This is a genomic window from Micromonospora sp. WMMD1102, assembly GCF_029626265.1.
GTDB lineage: Bacteria > Actinomycetota > Actinomycetes > Mycobacteriales > Micromonosporaceae > Plantactinospora.
Genome location: NZ_JARUBN010000001.1, coordinates 4,375,109 through 4,400,000, shown reverse-complemented (window position 1 = coordinate 4,400,000; position 24,892 = coordinate 4,375,109). Strand labels below are relative to the sequence as shown.

15 protein-coding genes, 2 rRNA genes and 3 pseudogenes (1 of these 20 only partly in view) are annotated in these 24,892 nt (G+C 73.4%); 19 read left to right on the top strand and 1 reads right to left on the bottom strand.

The genetic code is table 11. The features are described 5' to 3' along the window. The 4 genes from O7626_RS19645 to O7626_RS19630 all read left to right on the top strand — a co-directional run. Positions 1 to 1,430 (top strand): 23S ribosomal RNA (locus O7626_RS19645); it begins 1,682 nt to the left of the window's first position. A gap of 90 nt (positions 1,431 to 1,520) precedes the next feature. Then, positions 1,521 to 1,637: ribosomal RNA gene (gene rrf, locus O7626_RS19640) — 5S ribosomal RNA — on the top strand. Positions 1,638 to 3,435: 1,798 nt separating this feature from the next. Then, a complete protein-coding gene (locus tag O7626_RS19635; RefSeq protein WP_278066213.1) occupies positions 3,436 to 4,545 on the top strand; it encodes a Replicase polyprotein 1ab in 1,110 nt (369 codons plus the stop codon). Beyond that, positions 4,542 to 5,588: an HAD-IIA family hydrolase gene (locus tag O7626_RS19630; protein ID WP_278062623.1), complete on the top strand. Its 1,047-nt coding sequence runs from the start codon at positions 4,542 to 4,544 to the stop codon at positions 5,586 to 5,588. The genes O7626_RS19635 and O7626_RS19630 overlap by 4 nt, the downstream gene beginning before the upstream one ends. A gap of 137 nt (positions 5,589 to 5,725) precedes the next feature. On the opposite strand, the gene O7626_RS19625 is transcribed toward O7626_RS19630, so the two are convergent. Beyond that, on the bottom strand, positions 5,726 to 6,064 hold the full coding sequence (locus O7626_RS19625; RefSeq protein WP_278062622.1) for an alkyl sulfatase C-terminal domain-containing protein: 339 nt from the start codon (positions 6,062 to 6,064) through the stop codon (positions 5,726 to 5,728). A 119-nt stretch (positions 6,065 to 6,183) separates the two neighbouring features. Here O7626_RS19625 and O7626_RS19620 point away from each other — a divergent pair, with 119 nt between their 5' ends. The 15 genes and pseudogenes from O7626_RS19620 (at position 6,184) to O7626_RS19550 (ending at position 24,774) form a co-directional block, all read left to right on the top strand. Further along, positions 6,184 to 6,834 (top strand): histone H1-like repetitive region-containing protein, encoded by a 651-nt coding sequence (locus O7626_RS19620; protein WP_278062621.1) that lies wholly within the window; start codon positions 6,184 to 6,186, stop codon positions 6,832 to 6,834. 52 nt (positions 6,835 to 6,886) lie between these two features. Next, a complete protein-coding gene (locus O7626_RS19615; protein ID WP_278062620.1) occupies positions 6,887 to 7,162 on the top strand; it encodes a hypothetical protein in 276 nt (91 codons plus the stop codon). A 25-nt stretch (positions 7,163 to 7,187) separates the two neighbouring features. Next, positions 7,188 to 8,024, top strand: a complete 837-nt coding sequence (locus O7626_RS19610) for a TlyA family RNA methyltransferase (RefSeq protein WP_278062619.1) — start codon at positions 7,188 to 7,190, stop codon at positions 8,022 to 8,024. Further along, a complete protein-coding gene (locus O7626_RS19605; protein ID WP_278062618.1) occupies positions 8,021 to 8,905 on the top strand; it encodes an NAD kinase in 885 nt (294 codons plus the stop codon). Before O7626_RS19610 ends, O7626_RS19605 begins: the two co-directional genes overlap by 4 nt. 155 nt (positions 8,906 to 9,060) lie before the next feature. After that, on the top strand, positions 9,061 to 10,818 hold the full coding sequence (gene recN, locus O7626_RS19600; protein ID WP_278062617.1) for a DNA repair protein RecN: 1,758 nt from the start codon (positions 9,061 to 9,063) through the stop codon (positions 10,816 to 10,818). 221 nt (positions 10,819 to 11,039) lie between these two features. Next, on the top strand, positions 11,040 to 12,218 hold the full coding sequence (gene steA / locus O7626_RS19595; RefSeq protein ID WP_278062616.1) for a putative cytokinetic ring protein SteA: 1,179 nt from the start codon (positions 11,040 to 11,042) through the stop codon (positions 12,216 to 12,218). Between the two features lie 51 nt (positions 12,219 to 12,269). After that, positions 12,270 to 13,205 carry a copper transporter gene (locus tag O7626_RS19590; RefSeq protein ID WP_278062615.1) on the top strand — a complete coding sequence of 312 codons (936 nt, stop codon included), beginning with the start codon at positions 12,270 to 12,272 and terminating at the stop codon, positions 13,203 to 13,205. Further along, positions 13,202 to 14,077, top strand: a complete 876-nt coding sequence (locus O7626_RS19585; protein ID WP_278062614.1) for a hypothetical protein — start codon at positions 13,202 to 13,204, stop codon at positions 14,075 to 14,077. Before O7626_RS19590 ends, O7626_RS19585 begins: the two co-directional genes overlap by 4 nt. Position 14,078: 1 nt before the next feature. Further along, positions 14,079 to 15,680, top strand: a pseudogene (locus O7626_RS19580) (lipid II flippase MurJ); the annotation flags it as partial. 191 nt (positions 15,681 to 15,871) lie between these two features. Further along, positions 15,872 to 16,981 (top strand): annotated as a pseudogene (locus tag O7626_RS19575) (glycosyltransferase family 4 protein); the annotation flags it as partial. Between the two features lie 176 nt (positions 16,982 to 17,157). Continuing rightward, positions 17,158 to 19,674, top strand: coding sequence for a hypothetical protein (locus tag O7626_RS19570; protein ID WP_278062613.1), 2,517 nt, complete (start codon positions 17,158 to 17,160; stop codon positions 19,672 to 19,674). A 145-nt stretch (positions 19,675 to 19,819) separates the two neighbouring features. Beyond that, positions 19,820 to 21,511: pseudogene (locus O7626_RS19565) on the top strand (CTP synthase); the annotation flags it as partial. Between the two features lie 283 nt (positions 21,512 to 21,794). Next, positions 21,795 to 22,403 (top strand): NUDIX hydrolase, encoded by a 609-nt coding sequence (locus O7626_RS19560; RefSeq protein WP_278062612.1) that lies wholly within the window; start codon positions 21,795 to 21,797, stop codon positions 22,401 to 22,403. Between the two features lie 269 nt (positions 22,404 to 22,672). Continuing rightward, positions 22,673 to 23,788 (top strand): alanine dehydrogenase, encoded by a 1,116-nt coding sequence (gene ald / locus O7626_RS19555; RefSeq protein ID WP_278062611.1) that lies wholly within the window; start codon positions 22,673 to 22,675, stop codon positions 23,786 to 23,788. Then, positions 23,785 to 24,774: a site-specific tyrosine recombinase XerD gene (locus O7626_RS19550; protein ID WP_278062610.1), complete on the top strand. Its 990-nt coding sequence runs from the start codon at positions 23,785 to 23,787 to the stop codon at positions 24,772 to 24,774. Before ald ends, O7626_RS19550 begins: the two co-directional genes overlap by 4 nt. Positions 24,775 to 24,892: the final 118 nt, after the last annotated feature.

Here is a 24,892-nt window from a genome sequence, read left to right as displayed (position 1 = left end):
GTAAGCGTGTAGGCCGGTGTGTAGGCAAATCCGCACATCATATGGTTGAGACGTGATGCCGAGCCGATTCAGGTGAAGTCAGTGATCCTATGCTGCCGAGAAAAGCCTCTAGCGAGTTCCGAGCGGCCCGTACCCTAAACCGACACAGGTGGTCAGGTAGAGAATACCGAGGCGATCGGGTGAACTGTGGTTAAGGAACTCGGCAAATTGCCCCCGTAACTTAGGGAGAAGGGGGGCCGGAGACGTGAAGCCACTTGCTGGTGGAGCGTTGTATGGCCGCAGAGAGCAGGGGGAAGCGACTGTTTACTAAAAACACAGGTCCATGCGAAGAAGTAATTCGATGTATATGGACTGACGCCTGCCCGGTGCTGGAACGTTAAGGGGACCGGTTAGTCTTTCGGGGCGAAGCTGAGAACTTAAGCGCCAGTAAACGGCGGTGGTAACTATAACCATCCTAAGGTAGCGAAATTCCTTGTCGGGTAAGTTCCGACCTGCACGAATGGCGTAACGACTTCCCCACTGTCTCAACCACAGGCCCGGCGAAATTGCAGTACGAGTAAAGATGCTCGTTACGCGCGGCAGGACGGAAAGACCCCGGGACCTTTACTATAGCTTGACATTGGTATCTGAATTAGCTTGTGTAGGATAGGTGGGAGCCGGTGAAGCTTGCACGCCAGTGTAGGTGGAGGCAATCTTGAAATACCACTCTGGTTGGTTTGGGTATCTAACTTCGGGCCCTTATCGGGTTCAGGGACAGTGTCTGGTGGGTAGTTTAACTGGGGCGGTTGCCTCCTAAAATGTAACGGAGGCGCCCAAAGGTTCCCTCAGCCTGGTTGGCAATCAGGTGTTGAGTGTAAGTGTATAAGGGAGCTTGACTGTGAGACTGACGGGTCGAGCAGGGACGAAAGTCGGGACTAGTGATCCGGCACTTGCGTGTGGAAGCGGTGTCGCTCAACGGATAAAAGGTACCCCGGGGATAACAGGCTGATCTTCCCCAAGAGTCCATATCGACGGGATGGTTTGGCACCTCGATGTCGGCTCGTCGCATCCTGGGGCTGTAGCAGGTCCCAAGGGTTGGGCTGTTCGCCCATTAAAGCGGTACGCGAGCTGGGTTTAGAACGTCGTGAGACAGTTCGGTCCCTATCCGCCGTGCGCGTAGGATACTTGAGAAGGGCTGTCCCTAGTACGAGAGGACCGGGACGGACGAACCTCTGGTGTGCCAGTTGTCCCGCCAGGGGCACGGCTGGTTGGCTACGTTCGGGAGGGATAACCGCTGAAAGCATCTAAGCGGGAAGCCTGCTTCAAGATGAGGTATCCCACCCCGTTTAGGGGGTAAGGCTCCCAGTGAGACGACTGGGTTGATAGGCCGGAGATGTAAGCCAGGTAACTGGTTGAGTTGACCGGTACTAATAGGCCGAGGACTTGACTACAAGGTTGCTACGCGTCCACTGTGTGATTCACAGCAAACGAACAATGTTTCCCACGTGTGGGTGGGTTGTTGTTTGTGTTGTTGATAGGGTTACGGCGGTTATGGCGGAGGGGAAACGCCCGGTTACATTCCGAACCCGGAAGCTAAGCCTTCCAGCGCTGATGGTACTGCACTCGGGAGGGTGTGGGAGAGTAAGACGCCGCCGGACATCTTAGTTTGCAGGGCCACCCCGGTCGGGGTGGCCCTGCACTGCGTGTTTCGGCGATCTCGCCATGAGGAAGGATGTACCCGTGAGTTCAGGAGCGCACGGCGCGGACCGCCCGCGCCGTCGAGATGACCGTCCGGACCGCCGAGGCGGTCGAGACGCCTCCACGCGTCGGGACGGCCGTCCGCCCTATCGCGGGGACCGCGATTCGTTTGGCGCGTCCGGCGACCGGGGTGGTTATTCGAGCGGTGGTCGTCGAGCCGACGGCCGCGAGGGCGACCGTCGGGACCGTCCAGGTTCTCGTGACGGTGGTGGCTACCAGGGCGGTGGCGGTGGCGGATACCAGGGCAGGGGCGGCTTCCGGTCCGGTGCCGACGACCGGCGTGGCGGCGGCCCCCGGGACGGTCAGCGCGGCGGTGGCTTCCGCGGCGACCGCGACTCCCGAGGTGACCGCGGCTTCGGCGGCGACCGCAGCCCCCGTGGTGATCGCGACTTCCGGGCTGGCCGGGACGCTGGCGGCAGCCGCGACTCCCGGGGTGACCGGGACTTCCGGGGCGAGCGGGACTTCCGGGGCGAGCGCTCCGGTGGCAGCCGGTTCGGTGGTGGCTCCCGGCCTGGCGGAGACGACCGCCGGCCGGGTGGTTTCCGGGGCTCCCGCGGGGACGACGCGGGCGGGTACCGAAGTGCCGGCCGCCGGGACGGCGATTCGGGCTTCCGGCCCGGCGCCGGCGAGCGGCGTGGCGGCGACGACCGGCAGGGCGGCTACCGCTCCGGGGGCTGGAACGGGGATTCGGCTGCCGGCCGGTCGGAAGGACGCCAGGGCGGCTACCGTCCGACCGGCGGTGGGCAGCGTGGCGGCGACCGTGACGGCGGCTACCAGTCCGGAAGGCGGGACAGCTCGTTCCGCGACGACCGTGGCCCTCGTAGCGGGCCGAGCCGGGGCGGCGACTACCGGGACGACCGGCGAACCGGGGGCTACCGGGACGACAGCCGGCGCGGCGAGGACCGCCGCAGCGGCGGCTTCCGGGGGGACTCCGGAGGCGACGACCGGCGTGCTGGTGGTTTCCAGGGCCGCGACGGCGGCTTCGGCGGCAGCGACGACCGGCGCGGTGGCTACCGGGGCGACAGCGGTGGCTACCGTGGCGCGAGCGGTGGCTCCCGGGGTGGTTACGGCGAGGACCGACGTGGTGGGCGCGACCAGCGTGGCGGCGGCTACCGCGACGACGCACGGGGCGCCGAGAGCCGGGGTGACGGTGGTTACCGAGGCCGTCCGGGCGCGGATTCCCGCGGCGACGCGGGGCGTGGCGGTGGCTACCGTGGTGGACCGTCCGGCGGTGGCAGCGATCAGCGCGGCGCAGCGCGGGACACCGGCCGGCGCTACGGCGACGGCGAGGCCCGGCGCGGGTACGACGGCCGGGACCGGGAGGGCTTCCGGGGTACGGACCGCGCCGGTGGCCGTGACGGCGACCGTGCCGGCTTCCGCCGGTCGGACCGGGACGGTCGGAGCGGCCCGCGAGAGGGCTTCCGGTCGGGTGGCGACCGTGCCGACCGTGGCCGTGCCGACGAGGGCCGGCGTGACCGGAAGTCCCGGCAGGACACCGGCCCCCGGCAGGGCACCGGCCGGTCGGACCGGGACTCCGTTCGGGCGGGCGAGGGTGGACACCGTGGCGCCGACCGTGCGGACCGGCGTGGCCGGGACGACCGCAGCGCCAGGGCGGGCGACGCGTCCCCCGAGAACGCCGCTCCGGCGCTCTCGGAGGAGATCGTCGCCACGGATCTCGACAGTGCGGTCCGGGCCGAACTGCTCTCCCTGGCCAAGCCTGTCGCGGAAACGGTCGCACGGCATCTCGTCGCGACCGGCGCGCTGATCGACGACGATCCGAACCTCGCTCTGGAACACGCCCTCGCCGCCCGACGTCTGGCGGCCCGCATCGCACCCGTACGGGAGGCTGTCGGGCTGGCGGCGTACCGGGCGGGTGAGTGGCAGACCGCTATCGCAGAGCTGCGGACGTACCACCGGATGAGTGGTCGGCAGACCCACCTGGCGGTGCTCGCCGACTGCGAGCGGGCGCTCGGGCGTCCGGAGCGGGCGATCGACCTCTACCGGGGCGCCGACCGCGAGTCGCTGAGCCCGGCCGGCGCGGTGGAGTTGCTGATCGTGGCTGCCGGGGCCCGTGGCGACATGGGCCAGCGCGATGCGGCGGTGGCGATGCTCCAGGTACGCGAACTGACCGCCACCCCGGCCGAGCCGTGGACGGCGCGGCTGCGGTACGCGTACGCCGGCGCGCTGTTGACGGTGGACCGGCGGGAAGAGGCCCGGGAGTGGTTCTCCCGGGCGGCCGAGGTGGACGAGTTCGGTGAGACGGACGCGGCCGAGCGACTGCTGGAACTCGACGGTGTCGTCCTGGAGGGCGACGACTACGACGACGAGGACGACGAGGCCACCGACGGCGGCGACCGGGTGCCGGCCGACGCCGAGTTCGAGGCCGACGCCGACGTCGAAGCGCCTGACGAGGACGGCGACGAGGACGAGGACGGGTACGACGAGGACGACGCCGACGAGGAGGACGAGGACTACGCCCAGCCGGTCGGGGAAGCGGACGTCGGGGCCGGGGAACGGACCGCCGAGGAGTTGGCGGACGCGGGCGCCGACGCGCCGGGCGCCGCTGCCGAGGTGGGCGCCGTGACGGGCGCGGACGAATCGGACCCGGACCCGGGATTCGCGAACGCGGACGTGGCGAAGGCAGACGCTGAGAAGGCGGACGCGGACGTGGAGGACCAGGCGAAGGCGGGCGCCGATGCCGGCGGGGGCCGGGGCGAGGAGGGTCTCGCGGATGCGTCGACGGGAACGGACGCTCCCGACCCGGAGGCCGAGCAGGGCTCCCGGCCGGTACGTGGCGCCGAGTCGTGAGTGACTCCTCGGCGGGCGGCCGGCTGGTCGACGCGTACGACCTGGTGATCTTCGATCTGGACGGTGTGCTGTACCTCGTCGACCGGCCGATCGAGACGGCGGTCGCGGCGGTCGGCCGGCTGCACGCCGAGGGCAAGCCGTTGGCGTACGCGACGAACAACGCCTCCCGGCGCGCCGACGAGGTTGCGTCGCTGCTCGTCGGGATGGGCCTCGACGTGCGGCCGGAAGAGGTGCTGACCTCGGCGGCCGCCGCGGCGGAGTTGCTGTCCCGGCGGTTTCCGCCGGACTCCCCGGTGCTCGTGGTGGGGGCGGAGGCGCTCCGTACCGAGGTACGTGAGGTCGGCCTTCGCCCGGTGACCCGCCTGGAGGACGGGCCGGTCGCGGTGGTGCAGGGCTACGGTCCGCAGGTCGGCTGGGCAGATCTCGCCGAGGCGGCGCTGGCGGTACGGGCCGGTGCCGACTGGTTCGTCACCAACACCGACCGGACCATGCCGACTCCCCGTGGCCCGGTGCCCGGGAACGGTTCACTTGTCGCCGCGGTGCGTACCGCGCTGGCTCGCGATCCGGACGTGGTGGTCGGCAAGCCGGAGCCGGCGCTGTTCACCGCCGCCGCCCGGCGGCACGACGCCGCCCGTCCGCTTGCGGTCGGCGACCGGCTGGACACCGACATCGAGGGCGCGGTCCGGGCGGGCATGGAGAGCTTGCTGGTACTCACCGGGGTGGCAGCGCCGGTCGACCTGCTGCACGCGGCACCGTCGGCCCGGCCGGACTTCGTCGCCGGCGACCTCGGCGGCCTCTTCGACCCGGCCCGGGTCGCCCGGTTGACGGCCGAGCCCGGCGGGCCCGATGCCGGCGGGCCCGATGCCGGCGGCTGGCGGGTGACCGCTGACGGCGACCGTACGATGCTGGACGGGGATGGGACGAGCCTGGCCGCGCTGGCCGCCCTCTGCGCGGCGAGCTGGTCCGGAGTGCCGGTCGACGACGTTGAGGCGGGCGCCGACCCGGCCCGGAAGGCGCTCGGGGAACTCGGCCTGCTGCGCTGACCCGACCGCCACGGTGGCCGGGTGCGACACGTGTGGTGTCCGTCAGCGCCTTGGCGAACGGTGCCGTCAGAGCCCGCTGGGTGCTGCGGCCGGAGCCTGGTGGGCGGTGCTCGTCAGAGCCCGGTGGGCGGTGCCGGTCAGAGCATCTTGCGGAGCTTGAGCAGGTCGAGCGGGTTGGCCTTGATCGACATCTGCCGGGAGGCGAGCGCCTTCGGCACGTCCAGCTCGCCCCGGACCAACCGGATGAGGTCGTCGCTGGTGGTGTTCAACGCGATCTTCGCCTTCGGGTCGTCCCCGTCGGTCAGGTCGACCAGGCGGCCGCCGGTGAGCCGGCCGTGGAACGCCGTGCCGAGGTCGGTGATCCGGCAGGCCAGGGTCCGGTCGAGATCGACCTGCTTGCGTACTTTGTCGGCGTTGGCGTCCATCCGGGCCGCCAGGTCGTGCAGCGCCTGGCGGCACTCGTCCACGGTCGCCATCGTCGTCCCTCCTCGCCCTCCGCCACGCCGTCCTCCCGGGCACCGTACCGCACTGGGCGGGCCGGGGCGCCCGGTAGCGTGACAACCTGAACAGTCGGCACCCGCGAAAGGACCGAGGTATGCAGGATGCGTGGCGGGCCTACCTTGAGCTGGCCCTCGGGCTGACGGACGCGTCGAAGAAACGCGCCCAGGCCGCCGCCAGGAAGCTGGTCGGCTCCAGCGGCGCCACGGCCGCCCAACTGCAGACCATGGCCGAGGAACTGGTCTCCACCGGGATGGCCAACCGGGAGGCGCTGATCCGGATCATCCGGATCGAGATCGACCGCACCCTCGCGGCCGTCGGGTTGGCCACGGTGGACGAGGTCGCCGCGTTGACCGACCGGGTGGCGCGGTTGGAGCGGGAACTCGGCGCGGCGCGCGCCGCCGGGCAGCTCGGCAGCGCCGGGGCGGCGAGCGGCGCGGGAGCGGGCGGCGCCGGCCGACCACCGGCCCCGGGCGCACCCGTCGGCACCGCACCGCCACCGGCCGGGAGGGAACTGGCCACGAAGACGGTCGCCAAGAAGGCGGTGGCAAAGAAGGCGGTGGCAAAGAAGGTTGTCGCCAAGAGGGCCGCGGCGAAGAAGGCCGTCGCCAAGAAGGCCGTCGCCAAGAAGACGGTGGCGAAGCAGGTCGTGGTGAAGAAGGCCGCGCCCGGCAAGGCGGTGGCCACCCAGAAGTCGGCTCCGGGCAAGGCGGTGGCCGAGCGGGCACCGGGCGGCGGTGCGGCATGATCCCCGTGCCGGGCCGGTCCCGCGAGGCCGGTGGACGCAGCGGAGGGACGACATGAGTCAGGTACCCGTACCCGGGCCGTTCCGGCCGGCTCCGCCCGCCGCGGCGGCGGCCCGGCCGGTTCCCGGGCCCACCCGGATCGCCGGCTGGAACGCTTCCGTCGGCGACCAGGACGCCCCGGAGGGCGGCGGTTCCGGGCACCCCGCCGTGGACGCGGTGCTCCAGGCGATGGCCAACGCCGCCAACCTGCCGCCGGCCGACCAGATCGCCCAGTACGAGGCGGCGCACCAGACCCTGCGGGAAACCCTCGCCACCATCGACCAGGCGTGAGCCCAGTCCCCTCGGAGAAGTCTCGATGGCACGTCGTACCCGGCTCGACGCGGAACTCGTCCGCCGTGGACTGGCCCGGTCCCGGGAGCAGGCCGCGGCCCTTGTCGAGGCGGGGCGGGTGCAGGTCCGTGGGGTACGGGCGCAGAAGGTCGCCGCCATGGTGGACCCGGCCGACCCGGTCCGGGTACTCGGCGAGGACCCGAGCACCGAGTACGTCTCGCGGGGCGGTCACAAGCTGGCCGGCGCGCTGGCCGCGTTCGCCCCGGACGGGCTGGACGTCGCCGGCCGGCGCTGCCTGGACGCCGGGGCGTCGACCGGCGGCTTCACCGACGTGCTGCTCCGGGCCGGTGCCGCCGAGGTGGTGGCGGCGGACGTCGGCTACGGCCAGCTCGCCTGGACGATCCGCTCCGACGAGCGGGTCCGGGTATTCGAGCGCACGAATGTGCGTACCCTGACGCCCGACACCATCGGCGGCACCGTGACCCTCACCGTCGCGGACCTGTCGTTCATCTCGCTCCGGCTGGTGCTGCCGGCCCTGACCGGCTGCACTGACCCGGACGGCGACCTGCTGCTGATGGTCAAGCCGCAGTTCGAGGTCGGGAAGGAACGGGTGGGCAGCGGTGGGGTGGTACGTGATCCGCAACTACGGGCCGAGGCGGTGCTCGCGGTGACCGGCTCCGCCGCCGCCCTCGGTCTCGGGCTGGCCGGCGTGGTGGCGAGCCCGCTGCCGGGGCCGAGCGGCAACGTCGAGTTCTTCGTCTGGCTGCGTGCCGGCGCGCCACCGCCGGACGAGGCGCTGGTCGCGGCGGTGGTGACGGCCGGGCCGACCGGCCCGGCGGCGGCGCGGGAGGGAGCCCGATGACCCGGACCGCACTGCTGGTCACGCACACCGGACGGCGGCGCAGCACCGAGCACGCGCGTACGGTGGCGGCGGACCTCATCCAGGCCGGCTTCGAGGTACGGGTGGTCGCCGAGGAGGCCGACGACCTCGACCTGCCCGGGGTGACCCCGGTGAACCTGCTCGACGCGGCCGAGGGTGCGGAGATCGTCTTCGCGCTCGGCGGCGACGGCACCTTCCTGCGCGCCGCCGACCTGGCCCGGCCGGCGAAGGCGCCGCTGCTCGGCATCAACCTCGGCAAGGTCGGCTTCCTGGCCGAGGCCGAGATCGGCGACCTGGACCAGGCGGTCCGGGACGTGGTCGACCGCAACTACACAGTGGACGAGCGGCTCACCCTCGACGTGCGTGCCGAGTTCGAGGGCGGGCCGGTGATCGAGTCGTGGGCGCTCAACGAGGCGAGCGTGGAGAAGGGCGAGCGGGCCCAGATGCTGGAGCTGCTCGTCGACGTGGACGGCCGCCCGCTGTCCCGGTACGGCTGCGACGGTGTGGTCTGCGCGACCCCGACCGGCTCCACCGCGTACGCCTTCTCGGCGGGTGGACCGGTGGTCTGGCCGGAGGTGGAGGCGCTGCTGCTGGTGCCGATCAGCGCGCACGCGCTGTTCAGCCGGCCGATCGTCACCGCGCCGACGGCGACCTTCACCATCACGGTGGACCCGTTCACCACCCTGGCGGTGCTCTGCTGCGACGGTCGCCGGGTCTACGACCTGCCACCCGGGGCCCGGGTCACCGTGCAGCGGGGTGCGCTGCCGGTGCGGATCGTCCGGCTGCGCGCCCGCAGGTTCACCGACCGGCTGGTGGCCAAGTTCGGCCTGCCGGTGCAGGGCTGGCGCGGCAACCGCCGCTGACCGGGCCGGCTGCTTACCGGGCCCGCCGCTGACCGGGCCGGCGCGGTTCGCACCGCAGGCGGCTCCGGCGCCGGTGTGCCGAAAGCGTGCCGGAAGTCGATCGGGACGCGTGCCGGGTGGTCAAGTGTCGGGGCCCGCTACTACTGTCGGTTGCTGTGCTGGAAGAGCTGCGCATCACCGGACTGGGCGTCATCGAGGACACCACCCTGCCGCTGACCGGCGGCATGAACGTCATCACGGGCGAGACCGGCGCCGGCAAGACGATGGTGGTCACCGGTCTCGGCCTGCTCTTCGGCGGGCGGGCCGACGCCGGCCGGGTCCGTGCCGATCCGGGCCGGGCGGTGGTGGAGGGGCGGCTACGGCTGACCGGCAACACCTCGACCGTGGTGCACGCCCGGGTGGTGGACGCGGGCGGCGAGCCGGACGACGACGGCTCGCTGCTGCTCAGCCGTACGGTCACGGTGGAGGGGCGGTCCCGGGCGCACGTCGCGGGCCGCAGCATGCCGGTGTCGATGCTGGCCGAGGTGGGCGAGCAGGTGTTGGCCGTGCACGGCCAGTCCGACCAGCTCCGGCTGCTCCGGCCGGCCGAGCAGCGGGCCGCGCTGGACCGCTTCGGCGGGGCGGAGCACGAGAAGCTGCTGGAGAACCTGCGCGAGTCGTACACCGGATGGCGGCGGGTCTGCGACGACCTGGCCGACCGGCGGCGCAACGCGCGGGAGCGCAACCAGGAGGCCGACCTGCTCCGGCTGGGCCTGGACGAGATCACCCGGGTCGACCCGCAGCCGGGCGAGGACGAGGAGCTCAAGGCCGAGGCGCAACGGCTGGAGCACGCCGAGGGGCTGCGCACCGCCGCACAGACGGCCCAGCACTGCGTGGCCGGGGCCGCCGAGCCGACCGACGAGATGGCCGACGTCACCACGCTGCTCGGGCACGCCCGCCGCACGTTGGAGGCGCAGGCCGGGGTGGACCGGATGCTCGGTGACCTGTCGGTACGGCTGGAGGAGGTCGCCACGCTTGTCGGCGACGTCGCGGCGGAGCTGTCGAGCTATCTGGCCGCGCTGGACGCCGACCCGGCCCGGTTGCAGGTCATCTACGAGCGTCGGGCGGCGCTGCGCGGCCTGACCCGCAAGTACGCCGACGACGTCGACGGGGTGATCGCCTGGGCGGACCGGGCCCGGACCCGGCTGTCCGAGCTGGACAACTCCGACGAGCTTCTCGACGAGCTGGACCGGGAGCGGCAGCGGTTGGCCGGCGAGGTGGCCGACCTGGCGTCCCGGCTCTCGGCCGCCCGTCGGGAGGCCGCCGGCCGCTTCGCCGAGCAGGTCACCGTCGAGCTGGCCGGGCTGGCGATGCCGCACGCCCGGATCGAGGTGGCGGTGCTGCCCCGGCCGGCCGGCAGGTCCGAGCCGACCCTGACCGTCGACGGCGTCGAGGTCGGTGTCGGGCCGGACGGCGCCGACGAGGTGGAACTGCGGCTGCTCGCCCATCCGGGTGCCCCCTCGCTGCCGTTGCAGCGCGGCGCCTCCGGCGGTGAGCTGTCCCGGGTGATGCTCGCCATCGAAGTGGTCTTCGCCGGTTCGGGCGGGCCGCCCACCCTGGTCTTCGACGAGGTCGACGCCGGGGTCGGCGGACAGGCGGCGGTGGAGATCGGCCGCCGGCTGGCCCGGCTGGCCCGCAGCCACCAGGTGCTGGTGGTGACCCACCTGCCGCAGGTGGCGGCGTTCGCGGACCGGCACCTGGTGGTGGCCAAGGACACCGGCGGGGCGGTGACGACCAGCGGGGTGCGGGTGGTCGAGGACACCGACCGGGCCCGGGAGCTGGCCCGGATGCTCGCCGGTTTGCCGGACTCCGATCTGGGTATCGCCCATGCCGAGGAACTGCTGGCGGTGGCTGCCCGGGAACGACGCCCCTGATCGCGACCACCTTGAACGTTCAGCACCGCCTGCGCGGCCTGAACGCCCGGCACCGCCTGCGGGGCGGAGCGTGACCCCGACGGCCACGATCCGTGGTACTTACACCGATGGTGTGACACCGGCCACACCCAGTCGGGCATGGATATGGTTCCCTTGGGGTGGCGGCCCTGCTCAGGCATGTCGCGACAGAAAGCTCTGCCTCACATGCCAGGATGGTTGGGATGCGTTTACCCACGTTGCGTCGGGCCCGGAGCGCGGAACCGGGCAAAGTCGTCGGCACCGCGCGCCTCGACCGCCGGACGAAGCGCCTGGTCAGCCGGCTGCGTCCGGGTGACATCGCGGTGATCGACCATGTCGACCTGGACCGGGTGGCAGCCGACTCGCTCGTCGCGGTCGGCGTCGCCGCGGTACTCAACGCCAAGCCGTCGGTCTCCGGCCGCTATCCGAACCTCGGCCCGGAAGTGCTGATCAAGGCAGGCATCCCGCTCCTCGACGACCTCGGCGAGAGCGTCTTCCAGCAGATCCGGGAGGGCGACACCGTCCGGATCGACGGCAACACCGTGCTGCTCGGCGACGAGCCGGTCGGACACGGCAGCCGGCAGGACGCCGAGTCGGTGGCCAAGGCGATGTCCGACGCCCGGGAAGGGCTGTCGGTCCAGCTGGAGGCGTTCGCCGCCAACACCATGGAATACCTCAAGCAGGAGCGGGAGCTGCTGCTCGACGGGGTCGGTGTGCCGGACGTCGAGACCCCGATCCGGGGCCGGCACTGCCTGATCGTGGTCCGGGGTTACGACTACAAGGCCGACCTGGACGTGCTGCGCCCGTACATCCGGGAGTTCAAGCCGGTGCTGATCGGCGTGGACGGCGGCGCGGACGCGCTGGTGGAGGCGGGCTACACGCCCGATCTGATCATCGGCGACATGGACTCGGTCACCGACGACGTACTGCGCTGCGGTGCCGAGGTGATCGTGCACGCGTACCCGGACGGGCGGGCGCCGGGGCTGGCCCGGGTGAACGGGCTCGGCGTCACCGCACAGACCTTTCCGGCCGCCGCCACCAGCGAGGACCTGGCGATGCTGCTCGCCGACGGCAAGGGCGCCTCGCTGATCGTCGCGGTCGGCACCCACGCCACCCTCGTCGAGTTCCTGGACAAGGGCCGGGGCGGGATGGCCTCCACCTTCCTGACCCGGCTCAAGGTCGGCGGCAAGCTGGTCGACGCCAAGGGGGTCAGCCGGCTCTACCGGCAGAGCATTTCCGGCTCCTCGCTGCTGCTGCTGGTGCTCTCGGCACTGGCCGCGATGGCATCCGCGGTCGCCGTCTCCACCGTCGGAAAGGCTTATCTCGGGGTCGCCTCCGAGTGGTGGGACAATGTCGTATTCCAGCTTGGACAGCTCTTCTAGGCCCGTGCTGCCCTCCTCCCGGCCCCGAATGACGATCAAGAGGCACCTGTCGTGATCAATTTCCGGTACCACGTGGTCTCGCTGACCGCGGTCTTCCTCGCCCTGGCGATCGGCCTGGTCGTGGGCACCGCGGCGTTGAACGGTCCGGTCGCCGACTCGCTGAAGGACCGGGTCAACGCGCTGGGCAAGCACAACGAGCAGCTCCGCGAGTCGGTGAACAGCCTGGAGACCGAGGTCCAGCGCGAGGAGGACTTCGTCAAGGAGGCCGCCCCGCACATGCTCAAGGGCACCCTCGCCGGCCGGCGCGTGCTGATCATCGCGCTGCCGAGCGGGCAGGACCAGGTCGACGGGGTCGTCGAGATGCTCCGGCTCGGCGGCGCGTCGGTGACCGGGCGGATCGACGTACAGGAGAAGTTCATCGACCCGGACAGCAGTGTGCTGCTGCTCGGTGTCGCGGCCAAGGCAGCCAGACCCACCGTCCCGGACGTCGGGCTGCCCAGCAGCGAAGGGGTGGAGAAGTCCAGCGCCCTGCTGGCCAGCGCCCTGCTGGACCGGCCGGAGGGCGGCTCGCCGGTGACCGACGTCGACCGGCGGTCGGTGCTGAACGACTACACCGAAGAGGGCTACCTCAAGGTGCCCGACAAGATCACCGGCTCCGCCGAGGCGGTCGTGGTGGTCAGCGGACCGCCGTACGTCGACCGGGACGCCACCCGCAAGGACCGGTCCGTGGTGCAGCTCGCCGAACAGTTCGACAAGGCCGGGGCGATCGTGGTGGCCGGCAACGGCAGCAGCGGCGGCAACCTGGTCGCCGAGGTACGCCGCGATCCCGCCCTCTCCAAGACGATCTCCACCGTCGACAACGCCAACACCGTGCAGGGGCAGCTGGTAGCGGCGTTGGCGCTGGGCCGGCAGGTCACCGACAAGCAGGCCGGCGCGTACGGCGTCGGCGCGGGCGCCGAATCCCTGCTGCCGGGAATGCCCGAGTGACCGTCCGACCCGGGGGCGCCCGGGCCCGGGCGCTCGGCGTTGGCGCGCTGCTCGCCGGTGCCGCCCTGCGCGGAGTACTCGCCGGCCCGTGGGCTCCCGGGCTGCGCCGCACCAACTTCCGGGGCCGTACCGTCACCCTCGCCGCCGGGCCGGCGCTGGCCGCCGGAGCGGCGCTCGGTGCCGCCACCGGTGCGCCGAGCCGGCCGGCCGGCACCGCCGCACTCGTCGCCGGCCTCTCCTGCGGCGCCGTCGGCCTCTACGACGACGTGGTCGGCGGCCGGCCGGAACAGAAGACCGCCAAGGGCTTCGCCGGACACCTCGCCGCGCTCCGCCAAGGGCGGGTGACCAGCGGGGTCGTCAAGATCGCCGGGGTCGGCGCGGCCGGGCTGGCCGCCGCCGCCCTGCTCGCCGCCGACCCGACGGTCCGGTCCCACCCGGGCCGCCGCCGCGCCGGCCGGGCCGCCGGCATGCTCGACGTGCTGCTCGGCGCGGGCGTGGTCGCCGGCACCGCCAACCTGGTCAACCTGCTCGACCTGCGACCCGGACGGGCGCTCAAGTCCGGCCTGCTGCTCGGGGCGCCGCTGCTGCCCGGCCCGACCGGAGGACTCGCCGCCGGACCGGTCGGGGCCGCCGCCGCCCTGCTCCCCGGCGACCTCGACGAGCGGGTCATGCTCGGTGACAGCGGGGCGAACGCGCTCGGCGCGCTGCTCGGCGTCGCGCTGGCCGCGCGTACCGGGCCGGTGGGGCGGGCCGGGGCGCTGGCCGTGATCGCCGCCCTCACCGCCGCCAGCGAGAAGGTCAGCTTCACCCAGGTGATCCAGAACACCCCGGGGTTGCGCGAGCTGGACGCCCTGGGCCGGCGACACTCCTGAGGTGGGCAGGCCGGCACCCCTGGTCGGCGCCGGGCGGGTGGCCGGCGCCGCTGCGCTGATCGCCGTACTCACCGTGGCCAGTCGACTGGCCGGGTTCGGGCGTACCGCCGTCTTCACCTGGCTGATGGGGGACGGCAGCGACCTCGGCGGCATGTACGTGGTGGCGAACAGCGTCCCGAACATCGTCTTCGAGATCGTCGCCGGTGGGGCGCTGGCGAGTCTCGTCGTACCGCTGCTGGCCGGGGCGGTCGCGGCCGGTGACCGGGCGGCGGTGGCCGCCACCACCGGCGCGCTGCTGACCTGGACGGTGAGCCTGCTGGTGCCGCTGGCGGTCGCCGTGGCGCTGCTCGCCGAGCCGATCGTCGGGCTGATCTCCGACCAGCGCGGCCCCGCCGAGGTCGAGGCCGGCGCGCGGATGCTCCGGGTCTTCGCCCCGCAACTGCCGCTCTACGGCATCGGCATCGTGCTGACCGGGGTACTCCAGTCCTACCGGCGGTTCGCCTGGCCGGTGATCGCACCGCTGCTCTCCAGCATGACCGTGATCGGTGTCTACCTGGTGTTCGCGGCGGTCGAGGGGGTGCAGCCGAGCATCGCCCGGGTCGGCCGGACCGGCGAGCTGATCCTCTCCGCCGGCACCACCCTCGGGGTGGTGGTGCTCTCGCTGTCGCTGCTGATCCCGCTGCGCCGGCTGGGTCTGCGACCCCGGTTCGGGTACGGGTTCTCGCCCGACGCCCGGGGCCGGATCGGCGGGCTGGCGCTGGCCGGCGCGGTGACCGTACTTGGCCAGCAGGTCGCCCTGGTGGTGAGCCTGCGCCAACTCAGCGGCGGGCCGATCGGTGCCGAGGTGGTGTTCAACCTCGCCCAGACGGTCTACCTGCTGCCCTGGGCGGTCCTTGCCGTCCCGCTCGCGGTGGCGGCGTATCCGACCCTGGCCGCCGCGCACGCGGGCGGAGCCGAGGCGGAGTACCGGGCGACGCTGGCCCCGACCGCCCGCCGGGTGCTGCTGTTCAGCTGCCTCGGCGCCGCCGCCCTGGTCGGCACCGCCGGACCGGTGGCCCGGTTCTTCTGGCCGGAGAGCGGCCCGGCCGAGGTCGCCGCCGTGGCCGGGTTCGCACCGGGCCTGCTCGGTTACGGCCTCTTCGCGGTGCTCACCCGCGCCCTCTACGCGCGCGGCGCCACCCGGCCGGCGGCCGCCGCCACCCTGGTCGGCTGGCTCGTCGTGCCGGCCGCCGCCATCGGGTTCTCCGCCGCCTTCCCGGTGGACTACCGGGTGTTCGCGGTCGCGGTGGCGAATTCGGTCGGCATGCTGGTGCTGGGAGTGCTGCTGGTCGTCGCGGTCCGGCGTAGCGCCGGACCGGCCGCGTTGACCGGATTCCCCCGGTCGGCACTGGTCGGGCTGCTGGCCGGCGCGGTCGCCGCGACACTCGGTGCGGTGTGCGCGCACCGGCTGCCGGGCCTCGGGGGTGGTACCCCGGCGCGAGTCGACGCACTCGTGCAGGGCATGCTGTCCGGAGTCGCCGTGGGCGCGGCTTTCGTCGCGGTCAGCTATCTGCTGGACCGGCACGACGTCCGGCCGTTGCTGGCGATGCTGCGCCGACGGCTGCGCAACCTGCTGGCACCGGCCCGCCGGGGCGGGACGACGACGGAACGGCGGCCCGACGCGACGGAGACGGATCGCCGGGACCGGCCCGACGTGGCGGACCCGGGCGAGGGCGACGGGACGAAGGCGGATCGCCGGGACCGGCCGGACGTGGCGGATCCGGGCGAGGACGACGGGAAGGAACGGGTGTCACGGTGAGCGAGCGGGGTGGAGCGGCTCGACCGGAAGACCGGGGCGGTGCCGTGGCCCTGGTGCTCGCCTCCAGCACCGGCGGCGTCGGACAACACGTCAGGTCGCTCGCCCGGGGACTGGCCGACGCCGGCATGGCGGTCACCGTCTGCGGCCCCGCCGCGACCCAGGAGCAGTTCGACTTCACCGCCGTCGGCGCCCGGTTCGTCCCGGTGGAGATTCCGGCCAGCCCCACCCCGGCCGACGCGCGGGCGGTCACCGCGCTGCGCCGGGCGCTGGCCGCACCGGTCGACGTGGTGCACGCGCACGGCTTGCGGGCCGGCCTGGTGGCGGTGCTCGCCCGCCCGGCCGCCCCGGTCGTGGTCACCTGGCACAACGCGGTACTCGCCGGTGGGCTGCGCGGACGGCTCTCCCGGCTCGTCGAGCGGGTCGTCGCCCGGCGTGCCCGGGTCACCCTCGGCGCCTCCGCCGACCTCGTCGAACGGGCCGCCGCGCTCGGCGCCCGGGACGCCCGGCTCGCCCCGGTCGCCGCACCCACCCTGCCGGAGCCCCGGCGCAGCCGGTCGGCGGTCCGGGCCGAGTTCGGCGTCGCCCCGGAGCAGCCGCTGGTCCTCTCCGTCGGCCGGCTGCACCCGCAGAAGCGGTACGACATCCTGGTCGACGCCGCCGCCCGGTGGCGTGACCGGAAGCCGCCACCGGCCGTGGTGATCGCCGGAAGCGGGCCGAGCTACCTGCAACTGGCGGCCCGCATCTCGGCCGTCCGGGCCCCGGTGACCCTGCTCGGACACCGTACCGACGTGCCCGACCTGCTGGCCGGAGCCGACCTGGCCGTGGTCAGCAGCGACTGGGAGGCGCGGCAGCTCTTCGCCCAGGAGGCGCTGCGGGCCGGCCTGCCGCTGGTGGCGACCGCCGTCGGCGGGGTGCCGGAGCTGGTCGGCGAGGCGGCCGTACTGGTCCGGCCCGGTGACGTGGCCGCGCTGGACGAGGCGGTCCGGGGGCTGCTCGACGATCCCGCCCGGCGGGCCGGACTGGCCCGGCAGGCCACCATCCGGGCAGCGCAGTGGCCGACCGAGGAGGAGACCGTCGCCGCCGTCGCCGCCCTCTACACCGAACTCGGCGCGCTGCGCTCCGATCCGCCCCGACCGGCGGCCCCGGTGGCGGATCCGGTGGCGGATCCCGCCGTCGCGGGACCGGCCGGACTCGGCGCGGTCGCGGAAGAACCCGACCGGACCGGTGGCGGCCCGCCGCCCTCGACCGGCCGGCAGACCGGCTCGTCGGCGGGGCGCGGCTGATGCTGCGCCGGCTGGTGCCCGTGTTGCTGACCGCCGCCGTCGTGGCGCTCGGCGTCGCCGCGCTCGTCGTCCGGCCGGAAGCCCGGACGCCCGCACAGACCGCCGACTACGTGCTGCTGGCCGGGGTACCGGGGCTGCGCTGGGACGACGTCGACCCGAAGAACACCCCGACGCTGTGGGGGATGGCCGAGCGCGGTGCCATCGGCTCGCTGTCGGTGCGTTCGGCCCGGCAGCCGACCTGCCCGGTCGACGGCTGGCAGACCCTCGGCGCCGGCAACTTCGCCGCCTGGGACGGTGTCCCCGTCGGCGAGCAGTGCCCGGAACTGGACGTCACCGTCGAGCGGCCGGACCGGATCAGCGCCAACCTGCCCGACCAGCGGGCGACGGTCACCCACAACCAGGACCGGCTGCGCTGGGGCACCATGCCGGGGGCGCTGGCCGAATCGGTCCGCTGCACCGTGGCGGTCGGCCCGGGTGCCGCGGTCGCCGGGGCACGACCGTTCGGCCGGGTCGACAGGTACGCGCCGGAACTGCCGGACGATCCGACCGAACTGCTCGCATCCTGCGTCCTCGGCATCGTCGACCTCGGCACCGTCAGCGGTGACGACCCCGCCGTACGGGCTGCCGCGGCCCGTCGCGCCGACGCCGTACTGGCCCGGGTGCTGGCGGCCCGCCCCGAACGGTCCCTGGTGATGGTGGCCGGTGTCGCCGACACCGACCGGTCGTCCCGGCTGCACGTCGCGGTGGCCGACGGGCCGGGCTGGGGACACGGCTGGCTGACCTCGCGCAGCACGGGCCGGGACGGCTACCTGCAACTCGTCGACCTGGCACCGACGGCGCTGGCGGCGCTGGGCCGGCCGACGCCCGACCGACTCTTCATCGGCCAGCCGGCGGCGGTGGTGGCGGGCCGGCCGGCCGACCTGCCCGCCGCGATCGCGGCGCCCGCCGACGCCGACCGCGAGGCCCGGGTCCAGCAGCGGGTCGCCAGCTGGTTCTTCCTGCTGCTGGCCGGGCTCCAGTGCCTGCTCGCGCTGGCAGTGCTGCCGCTGCTGCGCCGGGCCCGCCGCGACGCCGGGCCGAACGGACCGGCCCCAGCCCCCCGGCGGGTGGTCGCGACGGTCGAGGTACTGCTGATCGCCGCCGCCCTGGCGATCCCCGCCGCGCTGGTCGCGGATGCCGTCCCGTGGTGGCGGGGCGCCCACGCCGGGGTGTACTTCGGGCTGGTCACGGCGGTGGTGCTCGGCCTGGCCACCGCCGCGGTGCGGCTCGCCCGGGCGTACCAGCGCACGCTCTGGCCGCTGGGCAGCGTGGCCGCGCTGGCCGCGCTCGCCGTCGGTGCCGACGTGGTCACCGGGGCACGGTTGCAGCTCAACGGGGTGACCGGGTATTCGGCCCTGGAGGGTGGTCGGTATGCCGGGCTCGGCGTCGTCGGGCTCGGGGTCTTCATCGCCGGCACCCTGCTCTCGGCCGCCTGGCTGGCCCAACGGGTACGCCGCAGCCGGCGGCCGGCCGTGATGGTGCTGGTCGGCGTACTCGGGGTGATCGTGGTCGGCAGCCCCTACCTGGGTGCCGACGCGGTCGGCGCGGTCGCACTCGCCGCCGGGGTGAGCATCGCCGCCGCGACCAGCACCGGCGGCTGGCTCACCCTCGGCCGGTTCGCCTGGGCCGGTATCGCCGGCCTGGCGGTGACCATCGGGTTCGTCCTGATGGACCTGCGGCAGCCGCTCGACCAGCGGGGCAGTCTGGGCCGGTTCCTCACCGCGATCGGCGACGGGACCAGCGGGTTGACCGTGCACCGCTCCGGGGCGGCGAACCTGGCCGCCCTGGCCGGCAGCCCGCTGACGGTCATCGCGCTGGTCGGCGCGGTGCTGGTGTGGTTCGCACTGCTCCGTACCTGGGGTGGGCTGAAGCGGCTGTTCGGGATCTATCCCGCCATGCGGGCGGGAATGGCCGGGATCCCGGTCGCGGCGGTACTCGCCGGCCTGCTCGGCGGGTCCGCCCTCAACGTCGCGGGCGCGGCCGCGGCGCTCACCGTGCCGATGGCCGCCCTGGCCGCGCTGCGGGTGCTCGACCACGCCACCGACCGGACGATGCCGGCCGGCGGCCCCGGCCCGGACGACCCGCCCGACCCGACCCGACCGAGCGTGCGGGCGGTCCCGCTCGCACACCTCGGTGAGCCGGCAGCCCGGGACGGTCAGCGGGGAGCCGGGGGCGGTGAGCCGGCAGCCGGGGACGGTCAGCGGGGAGCCGGGGACGGTGAGCCGGCAGCCGGGGACGGTCAGCGGGGAGCCGGGGGCGGTGAGCCGGCGGCCGGGGACGGTGACCCGGGAGGCCGGGAGGGTGAGCCGGCAGCTCGGAACGACCGGCCGCTGACCCGGGACGGTGCGTCGGCACCCGCCGTAGCCGGGCCGGTACCAGGGGTCGCGGCGGGCGCGAACGGCAGCGCCGCCGGGCGGCCGTCCAGCGGCTCGGGGTCCGGGCCGGCGCAGCCGTCGGCCGGGGTGACAGCCGGCTGACCGGCGCGGGCCGGTGCCGGAAGCGGGTGCCCCCGGCAGGCCGGCCGGGGTTGGTGTTACCGTGGAATCCCGTGGATCGCGTGGATCATTTCAACGGTCCCACACCGGTTCGCATGACCGCGACAGACGACCACGGGAGCAGGCCTTGGCCCCTTCAGTTCGGACGACCAGGCATATTTTCGTCACCGGTGGGGTTGCCTCCTCACTCGGTAAGGGCCTGACCGCCTCCAGCCTCGGAAACCTCCTCACGGCGCGGGGCCTTCGGGTCGTGATGCAGAAGCTCGACCCCTACCTGAACGTCGACCCCGGCACGATGAATCCGTTCCAGCACGGTGAGGTCTTCGTCACCGACGACGGCGCCGAGACCGACCTCGACGTCGGGCACTACGAGCGGTTCCTCGACCGGGCACTGGACGGCAAGGCGAACGTCACCACCGGCCAGATCTACTCCGAGGTGATCGCCAAGGAGCGCCGGGGGGAGTACCTCGGCGACACCGTGCAGGTGATCCCGCACATCACCAACGAGATCAAGGCCCGGATCCTCACCATGGCCGACCCGGACGAGGACGGCCGTACCCCGGACGTGGTGATCACCGAGGTCGGCGGCACGGTCGGCGACATCGAGTCGCTGCCGTTCCTGGAGGCGATCCGACAGGTCCGGCACGATCTCGGCCGGGACAACTGCTTCTACCTGCACGTCTCGCTGGTGCCGTACCTGGCGCCGTCCGGGGAGCTGAAGACCAAGCCGACCCAGCACTCGGTGGCCCAACTGCGCAACATCGGCATCCAGCCGGACGCCATCGTCTGCCGCTCCGACCGGGAGATCCCGGACAAGCTCAAGCACAAGCTGTCGCTCTACTGCGACGTCGACCGGGAGGCGGTGATCGCCGCACCGGACGCGCCGAGCATCTACGACATCCCGAAGGTGCTGCACCGGGAGGGCCTGGACGCGTACGTGGTGCGCCGGCTCGGGCTGTCGTTCCGGGACGTCGACTGGCAGCGCTGGGACGACCTGCTGGAGCGGGTGCACCATCCGCACCACACCGTCCGGGTCGCGCTGGTCGGCAAGTACGTCGACCTGCCCGACGCCTACCTGTCGGTCAGCGAGGCGATCCGGGCCGCCGGGTTCGGCCACCGGGCCCGGGTCGAGCTGCACTGGGTGCCGAGCGACGAGTGCGTCACCGCCTCCGGGGCGGCAGCAGCGCTGGCCGGGGTCGACGGCATCGTCATCCCCGGCGGTTTCGGGGTACGCGGCATCGAGGGCAAGATCGGCGCCGCCCGGTACGCCCGGGACAACGGCATCCCGATCCTCGGCCTCTGCCTCGGCCTCCAGTGCATGACCATCGAGGTGGCCCGGCACCTGGCCGGGCTGGAGGGCGCCAACTCGCTGGAGTTCGACGAGAAGGCCCGGCATCCGGTGATCGCCACGATGGCCGACCAGGAGGACATCGTCGCCGGCCGGGGCGACCTGGGCGGCACCATGCGGCTGGGGGCGTACCCGGCGCGGCTGACCGAGGGCTCGCTGGTGGCGCAGGCGTACGGGGACACCGAGGTCAGCGAGCGGCACCGGCACCGGTACGAGGTGAACAACGCCTACCGGGACGCGCTGGCCAAGGCCGGCCTGCACATCTCCGGCACCTCGCCGGACGGCCGGCTGGTCGAGTTCGTCGAACTGGACCGCTCGCTGCACCCGTTCTTCGTGGCCACCCAGGCGCATCCGGAGCTGAAGAGCCGGCCGACCCGGCCACATCCGCTGTTCGCCGCGTTCGTCGGCGCCGTCGTCGCGTACTCGTCGGCGGACCAGTTGCCGGTGGAGCTGGCGCCGGTGGCGGCCACCGGGACCGGCGGCTCGGGTCTCCGGGACGCGGAGGGTGCCGAGAACGCCACCGGCCGGCCGGCCGGGGACCAGCCGGAGCTGGCGGATCTCGCCGAGCCGGCGGACGCCGCCGCACGCAACGGATCGGTCCGCTCGGCGAGGGCGAGTTCCCCGTCGTGACCGACAGCGGGACCAGGCGGGAAGCAGCCGGACTTCGACGGGCTGCGGGACGGCACTGGCGAGGGGCTGCGGGACGGCACCGGCGGGCTGTGGAACGGCGCCGGCGAGGGGCGGCGGTGTGGGCGTGAACGGCCGGACCGACGGGCAGGGCTACGAGGTACGCGACCGCCGGGAACGGTTCCGGGGCAAGGTCTTCTCGGTGGTCACCGACCAGGTGGCGATGCCGGGCGGGCGGGTGGTGCCCCGGGACTACGTACGGCACACCGGCGCGGTCGGGGTGCTCGCCCTGGACGACCGGGGCCGGGCGGTGCTGATCCGGCAGTACCGGCACCCGCTGCGCCGGGTCATCTGGGAGTTGCCCGCCGGGTTGACCGACGTGCCCGGCGAGGCGCTGCCGGCGGGTGCGCTGCGGGAACTGGCCGAGGAGGCGGATCTCGTGGCGGGCCGGATCGACCTGCTGGTGGACGTGCACACCTCACCGGGGTACTCGGACGAGCTGATCCGGATCTTCCTGGCCCGGGACCTGACCGAGGTGCCGCCGGAGCGGCGGCACCAGCGCCGGGACGAGGAGGCCGACCTGGAGGTGGTCCGGGTGGAGCTGGACGAGGCGGTCTCGATGGTGCTGGCGGGCGAGATCACCAACGTGGCCTGCGTCGCCGGGGTGCTCGCGGCGGCCCGCTCCCGGGACCGGGGCTGGGCCGGACTCCGCCCCGCCGACGCACCGCTGCCCTAACGCCGCCGGGGAAAGGAAGGGCCCCCTCTTATCGGTTTTTGTATAAGAAGGGCCCCCTCCTTTCAACCTGGCCTGGGGGGCGTGGCTGGTGGGGCGGGCGGGGCTGACATACCGTCAAGGTTGCCGGTTACCCGCTGTCACAATGCTGGCTGCCGGCGCCCGCCCACGGCCCTAGACTTCCGCGGGCGGGACGGAGGACCGCGGCGGCAACGGTGCCGCCGCGCGTCGCGCGGCCGGGGCCGGAACACCCCGGAGAGAGGTGTCGGATCGTGAAGGTCGGAATTCCGCGCGAGGTAAAGAACCGCGAGTACCGGGTCGCCATCACCCCGGCCGGGGTGCACGAGTTCGTCCGTGCCGGCCACGAGGTGTACGTGCAGAGCGGCGCCGGAGCCGGGTCGTCGATCACCGACGCCGAGTTCGCCGCCGCCGGGGCCACGATCCTGGGCGACGCCGACGAGGTGTGGGGCGTCGCCGAACTGGTGCTGAAGGTCAAGGAGCCGATCGCCGAGGAGTACCACCGGATGCGCGAGGGGCAGGTGCTCTTCACCTACCTGCACCTGGCCGCCTCAAAGGAGTGCACGGACGCGCTGCTGGACCGGAAGGTGACCGGGATCGCCTACGAGACGGTGGAGCTGCCAGACCGGTCGCTGCCGCTGCTCGCCCCGATGTCCGAGGTCGCCGGCCGGCTCGCCCCGCAGGTGGGGGCGTACCACCTGATGCGCTCCGGCGGCGGGCGCGGGGTGCTGATGGGCGGCGTCTCCGGGGTGTACGCGGCCAAGACCGTGGTGATCGGCGCCGGGGTCTCCGGCCGGAACGCCGCCGCGATCGCGCTCGGCCTACAGGCCGAGGTGCTGCTGCTGGACCGGGCGGTCGGCCAGCTCCGCCAGGCCGACGCCATCTACCGGGGCCACCTCCAGACCGTCGCCTCGAACACCTACGAGATCGAGCGCGCCGTCCTCGACGCCGACCTGGTGATCGGTGCCGTGCTGGTGCCGGGTGCCAAGGCGCCGACGCTGATCAGCAACGAGCTGGTCTCCCGGATGAAGCCCGGCAGCGTGCTCGTGGACATCTCGATCGACCAGGGCGGCTGCTTCGAGGACTCCCGGCCCACCACGCACGACGACCCGGTCTACCCGGTGCACGACTCGCTGTTCTACTGCGTGGCGAACATGCCCGGTGCGGTCCCGCACACCAGCACGTACGCGCTGACCAACGTCACCCTGCCGTACGCGCTCGAACTGGCCAACCAGGGCTGGCGGGAGGCGCTGCGCCGCGACCCGGCCCTGGCGCTCGGGCTGAACACCCACGCCGGGCAGGTCACCTACGGCCCGGTCGCCGAGGCGCACGGGATGGGCGTCCTGCCGCTGGCGGACGTTCTCGGATGAGCCGTCCCGCAGCGGCCGGTGACGGGCCCGAACCGTCGCCGGCGCTGCGGCGCGCCGTACGCGGCTACCTCGACCACCTGACCGTCGAGCGTGGACTGTCGGCGAACACGCTGAGTTCGTACCGCCGGGATCTGGAACGGTATCTGGCGACGCTAGCCGGCAGCGGCGTCGAGGAGCTGGCGGCGGTCGGGCCGGCCGAGATCGCCGCGCACGTGGCCCGGCTGCGGGCCGGCGCGGACGGGCACCCGCCGCTGGCGGCGGCGTCGGCGGCCCGGGCCGCCAGCGCGGTCCGCGGGTTGCACCGGTTCGCGGTCCGGGAGGGCCTGGTCGGCCAGGACGCGAGCCGGGACGTACGCCCGCCGGCCCCGCCCCGGCGGCTGCCCCGGGCGCTGGACGTCACCGAGGTGGTCCGGCTGCTGGACGGCGCCGGAGCGGTCGACGCGACCGGCCCCGGTGCCGAGCTGGCACTGCGCGACCGGGCCCTGCTGGAGTTCCTCTACAGCACCGGCGCGCGGATCTCCGAGGCGGTCGGGGCGGCCGTCGACGACCTCGACTTGACCGACGGCTCGGTGCTGCTGCACGGCAAGGGCGGCCGGAGCCGACTCGTGCCGGTCGGCGGGTACGCCGCCGAGGCGGTGCGGGCCTACCTGGTCCGGTCCCGGCCGACGCTGGCCGCCGCCGGCCGGGGCGGGCCGGCGGTCTTCCTCAACGCCCGGGGCGGTCCACTGTCCAGGCAGAGCGCCTGGACGATCCTGCGCCGGGCCGCCGGACGGGCCGGACTGCCGGTGCAGGGGCCCCGGGCGGTCTCCCCGCACACCCTGCGGCACTCGTACGCCACCCACCTGCTGGACGGCGGTGCCGACGTACGGGTGGTGCAGGAACTGCTCGGGCACGCCTCGGTGACCACCACCCAGGTGTACACGTTGGTCACCGTGGACCGGCTCCGCGAGGTGTACGCCACCGCGCATCCACGAGCCCGCGGCTGACCGGCCGATCCCGGTCCCGCCACCGGCGGGGTACTGTCGGTCGGCGGGTCGATTCCGGTCGGCTCGCGCCGGTCGGCGGCCGGCTCGACACGCCGAGACGGTGCCCACTACGGTGCTG

Excerpts from the sequence above, each read along its gene's own strand:
- steA (WP_278062616.1), top strand. The coding sequence starts at position 11,040 with ATGCGTTTACCCACGTTGCGTCGGGCCCGGAGCGCGGAACCGGGCAAA.
- O7626_RS19550 (WP_278062610.1), top strand. The coding sequence starts at position 23,785 with ATGAGCCGTCCCGCAGCGGCCGGTGACGGGCCCGAACCGTCGCCGGCG.
- O7626_RS19615 (WP_278062620.1), top strand. The coding sequence starts at position 6,887 with ATGAGTCAGGTACCCGTACCCGGGCCGTTCCGGCCGGCTCCGCCCGCC.
- O7626_RS19610 (WP_278062619.1), top strand. The coding sequence starts at position 7,188 with ATGGCACGTCGTACCCGGCTCGACGCGGAACTCGTCCGCCGTGGACTG.
- O7626_RS19605 (WP_278062618.1), top strand. The coding sequence starts at position 8,021 with ATGACCCGGACCGCACTGCTGGTCACGCACACCGGACGGCGGCGCAGC.
- O7626_RS19620 (WP_278062621.1), top strand. The coding sequence starts at position 6,184 with ATGCAGGATGCGTGGCGGGCCTACCTTGAGCTGGCCCTCGGGCTGACG.
- O7626_RS19625 (WP_278062622.1), bottom strand. The coding sequence starts at position 6,064 with ATGGCGACCGTGGACGAGTGCCGCCAGGCGCTGCACGACCTGGCGGCC.
- O7626_RS19570 (WP_278062613.1), top strand. The coding sequence starts at position 17,158 with ATGCTGCGCCGGCTGGTGCCCGTGTTGCTGACCGCCGCCGTCGTGGCG.